The organism is Synechococcus sp. MU1655, assembly GCF_023630655.1.
Taxonomy (GTDB): Bacteria; Cyanobacteriota; Cyanobacteriia; order PCC-6307; family Cyanobiaceae; genus Synechococcus_C.
On sequence record NZ_JAKUHK010000205.1, the window covers coordinates 1 to 3,798 of the forward strand.

The window sequence follows — 3,798 nt, forward strand, 5'->3', positions numbered from 1 at the left end:
CTTGGGCTAGGAGGGATGCCGTTGTCATGGGTGTCTCCGAGAGGGACCTGATCGGTCTATGTCCGCATCGCTTGGCCTGGAAGAGGGGCCACCCGTATCCAGGAGTTCGGTTTCAGGCTCTTCCCAGATGGTTGGCACGGGAGCATATAGGGATGTTGGTTGGCATTCAAAAGCTCTCCAATTCCAGATCCGTCATGGGCTTGACAACTGGCGCAGGCACCCTAAAAAAGTGCCTAGCAGTGCAGGAGTACTAGTGAGTGCTGATCGTTCTCTCCAGGGTCGAAGTCAGTTTGCTGGCCAGGCTGCTTCCGCAGCCCTGAGAGTAAGTGCTGGCGACTTTGTCATTGTGCAGGCGGTCCACCAGGATGCACCCAAGGCTGATGGCAATTGGTGGATGGGACAGGTGCTGGGCTGTGATGGAGGCTTCAGGGATCCGATGGTGAACACAATGCTTCAAGTCTCAGATGTCGACGATGGCTTCATTCATTGGGTGAACGGTGATGAGGTCAAGCACATTGTCCGATCGCTGGATGGTCTGCAGCTTGGCTCCCATGAGTGCTATCAATGGTCAAAGGGCTATTAAATCAATAGAAGATAAACGCCTGATCTGAATCTCAACTTGTTTGAAAGGATGGACAATTCGTCCACGCTGCATTGATGTCTTATCGCTTCTATGAAGCCTAATCTTCTCTTGTTGATGGGGAATGATGATGTCTGTTACTCCCTTTGATGTAGCTTCCCAGGTTCAATGACTCTTGATTGACAGGCTTGGTCTAGAGAGCCTTGGATTTTCTTCATCCATTTCTTGTGTTCAAGATTCTGAACGTAAACTTGTCATTCGGTCGACACTCGAGCCGATGACCTCTACGACGAAGGCTTCTCTGGCATCGTGATCGATGGCAGGCGTGAGTCGAAACAAGAATGCATTCACCCAGGCTGTTTCCTTGTTATTAATTTCGTGGCCCCGGTCAATAAAGCCTGGCTTTTTCCGAAAGAGATGCAGAAGTATCTCCAACACGTCTTGGGACGAGAGGTCCTCCGGATCGATGAAAGGCAAATTCTCCCTGATGTCCATCAAGGAAATGGAAGCCGAATAATCAAAGTCCTCTGGGATCACTGCAGATGTCGATAGGTTTCTTCTCAAATGATCGTAGCGATCGCTCCTTGTCTTCCTCTGATTCAATGCCGTATCTCCAAGGCCTTTCAGCAACTAGAACTATTTTTTGTTAATGACCTTCCAACCCAAATATCCTGCACCGCCAAGAAAAATGATCGGAAGGATTGCTTTGATGAACCCCAGGGCAACCCAAACCACCAAGATGCCAACACCTAATCCAATCCCGGTCTTCTTAACCATCGATTGACTTTCGTCCGTCATCATTTCCCATTTGGGTAGGGGCATGGGTTGATCTGCTGTGTCAACTCGTTATGCCTCAGACTGCATGCTTTGTCACGTTTTTCTGCTGTTGCGTGAGCAGATGCTCTTCCAGTTGATGGCTGATCTTAGTCGTAGCCTTCATGGGTGTCTTCAGAAGCCAGATGCAAGCATTATGAAACCAAATTGACATTGAGCAATCAAGCGATTTGAGGGGAGGATCCAGAAATTAGGCCATTGAGTGTTTGCTTAGCCTGCTGCGCGATTGAATCCAAATGTAGAGGTTGAATGCGCCTCGATCTCATAGCGCATTCGTGAAATAGCCTCTCTTGCAAAGGCCTTCTCGTTTTCCTGTGCTGTGATGATTTCTTTGGTGATCTTGCGAAGTCTTTCAATGTCATCGCAAGCATCAATATCTCTAAAAGCTGCTTCGAGTTGGAACTTTTGTTCGATTGATAAACGGTGATTAGTCATTGGTGTTTTCAGCGTTCAGCGCAATCTATTGAGTTTTGATCTGTGGCTGCTGTTCGGTTAGAGGTACGGTCCTGTTCTTCCAAGTGTTGTCCTGGATCGAGAGGTAAGCCTTCCTCTGTGTTAGAGCCTGGAGCGGAGGCACAGGAGGGCTCGACCATGCGAAGCTAAATTGAGGTCGTCCTCCGAAACTCAAAAATCTTTACTTTGCTAGGAGACTCGAACTGATATGGATGTTGAGTTAAACGGGACAACGATCCATCTCGATCGCCCTAGTGATAAAGCAGTTGTTCAACGCGTAGCGGCTCATATCCAACGGCGTATTGTCGAAGACGATTGGAGGCCATATGCCTCCAAGACTGATGCTTTAGCTGCTTGGGAAAAACTTGGAGGGATTCGCCTGAAAGTCCTGAAAGCTTTGAACTTGGTCGATTAGGTGATCCCTCCGCGTGCATCATTCATCGCTTTCTGGTGGATGTCTCATGCTTTGTTCAGTTGTCGTCATGAGAGAGCGAGATGATATTGGAAAAGGAGGGAAGTCATGATTTGTCCTCGCTATGGGTCTTCTGTCTGTGGCCCCAAATGTTGCTTAGCAACAGTCGAAATCTTTTCGACTTACACGCATAGTGAACCTAGTTTTATGAGCTTTTGTCCAGTTGCTTCCCGCTTGAGCGAGTGGATCGTCGATGACGAAGCTCTGAATCGTTCAGCCATCAAAATTTGATGTTGGCTGAATGTTCGATCAGCAGTCGCTAGATCAACGTTAGGGGCGTCTCATTCCAGCTCAAAGGGAATGGAGTCTTCACGCACGCCATTCCTAATCTCGTGGGTTTTGGTTCTGATAGCAATGCGCCATTGCACCGATGTGCTTTTCGCTCGCCTGCGCCACACTTGCTGTATCGAGATCGGAGGAGCCATGACGGCCGATACTCCACCTGAGCAGATCAAAGAAGCAGCCTGACTACTTGGCCCCTGCTCCAACAGTTTTCTCACCCAACGGTGAGGTCCGTCCTTCGGCAGGCAATCTCTTGAGAGCCACGTCGATCGACACTCCATCTGCACCGAAACAGGTGCCCTAAGGAGTTCAACCACTCACCACTTAGGAACCAGGCCCCAGGCGCCACACGCCAGACGCTTCGCACTCCTCTTTCAGTTCACTGTTGTCGTTTCGAGGTTCACGCTTCTCCGATACACATTCACTGAAGATTGGTTAGCGATATGCACAAACGAGCGAGCTAGGCCGTCTCTTCCATCCGGGAGGGGCGGCCTCTCTTCTTCTGGTTGCTTTTTTCGTTTCCGTTTCACGACAGACCTTGATGCCAGAGCTTGGCTTGAGCCAGAACAAAGGCATCGAGGACTTTTGATGAGCCCAAACTGGATTCAAGCAGCCGGTATTGGCAGCTTTTTAGCAGCTATTTCTGCTGTCTTTATCACGGCCGTGTTTGTCGTTGGCTAAGGGTTAAGGCCCGAACGCTTACCACTTGGTCAGAATGGCCTGAAGCACATGGTTGCGTTGGGCTAGCTGCTTTGGGGTCGATTGAGATTGTGCCGTCTACGGTTGGTCAGCTCGATCTTTGCTTTACAGTCAATGCGATGATGGCAGACCTCAATGACTTGGGAATACACGCAATTGCGTTTTGTTCCGAAAGGAAAGTCGTGGACTGGAGAAATCGAGGAACTTTGGCTTGATGAAAAGCAGTTGATTTCTCGAAGACATCCTCAGCATGATGTCACTTTGGTGGGCTTGATGAACGAGCTTGGACAGCAAGGTTGGGAACTGATTACCTATGCCCAGCCCTTCACTGGGTATCACGGTGGTTGTTATACGTTTAAACGTAAATCTTAATGGCTGAGGATGTGAAAAAACCGACTTAAATAAAACTTTGCGAGAGCAAAACTTCCTTATTTGAGTAATATGTTTGATTCAGCTGATATTCGTTGTTTTGATATTT

Annotated in this window: 5 protein-coding genes; 2 read left to right on the forward strand and 3 right to left on the reverse strand. The window is 48.7% G+C overall.

Features of this window, described 5'->3' with window-relative positions; genetic code table 11:
* Positions 1 to 58: 58 nt before the first annotated feature.
* Positions 59 to 583, forward strand: a complete 525-nt coding sequence (locus tag NCN04_RS09265; protein WP_250395900.1) for a DUF3104 domain-containing protein — start codon at positions 59 to 61, stop codon at positions 581 to 583.
* Positions 584 to 811: 228 nt separating this feature from the next.
* Here the strand turns inward: NCN04_RS09265 and NCN04_RS09270 are convergent, their stop codons facing one another.
* From NCN04_RS09270 to NCN04_RS09280, 3 genes are all read right to left on the reverse strand, one after another.
* Positions 812 to 1,210, reverse strand: a complete 399-nt coding sequence (locus NCN04_RS09270) for a hypothetical protein (protein ID WP_350223248.1) — start codon at positions 1,208 to 1,210, stop codon at positions 812 to 814.
* Between the two features lie 414 nt (positions 1,211 to 1,624).
* Positions 1,625 to 1,849 (reverse strand): hypothetical protein, encoded by a 225-nt coding sequence (locus tag NCN04_RS09275; protein ID WP_250395901.1) that lies wholly within the window; start codon positions 1,847 to 1,849, stop codon positions 1,625 to 1,627.
* A gap of 8 nt (positions 1,850 to 1,857) precedes the next feature.
* Positions 1,858 to 2,007: a hypothetical protein gene (locus NCN04_RS09280; protein WP_250395902.1), complete on the reverse strand. Its 150-nt coding sequence runs from the start codon at positions 2,005 to 2,007 to the stop codon at positions 1,858 to 1,860.
* 1,448 nt (positions 2,008 to 3,455) lie between these two features.
* Here NCN04_RS09280 and NCN04_RS09290 point away from each other — a divergent pair.
* Positions 3,456 to 3,692, forward strand: a complete 237-nt coding sequence (locus tag NCN04_RS09290) for a hypothetical protein (RefSeq protein ID WP_048346974.1) — start codon at positions 3,456 to 3,458, stop codon at positions 3,690 to 3,692.
* The last annotated feature ends 106 nt before the right edge of the window (positions 3,693 to 3,798 follow it).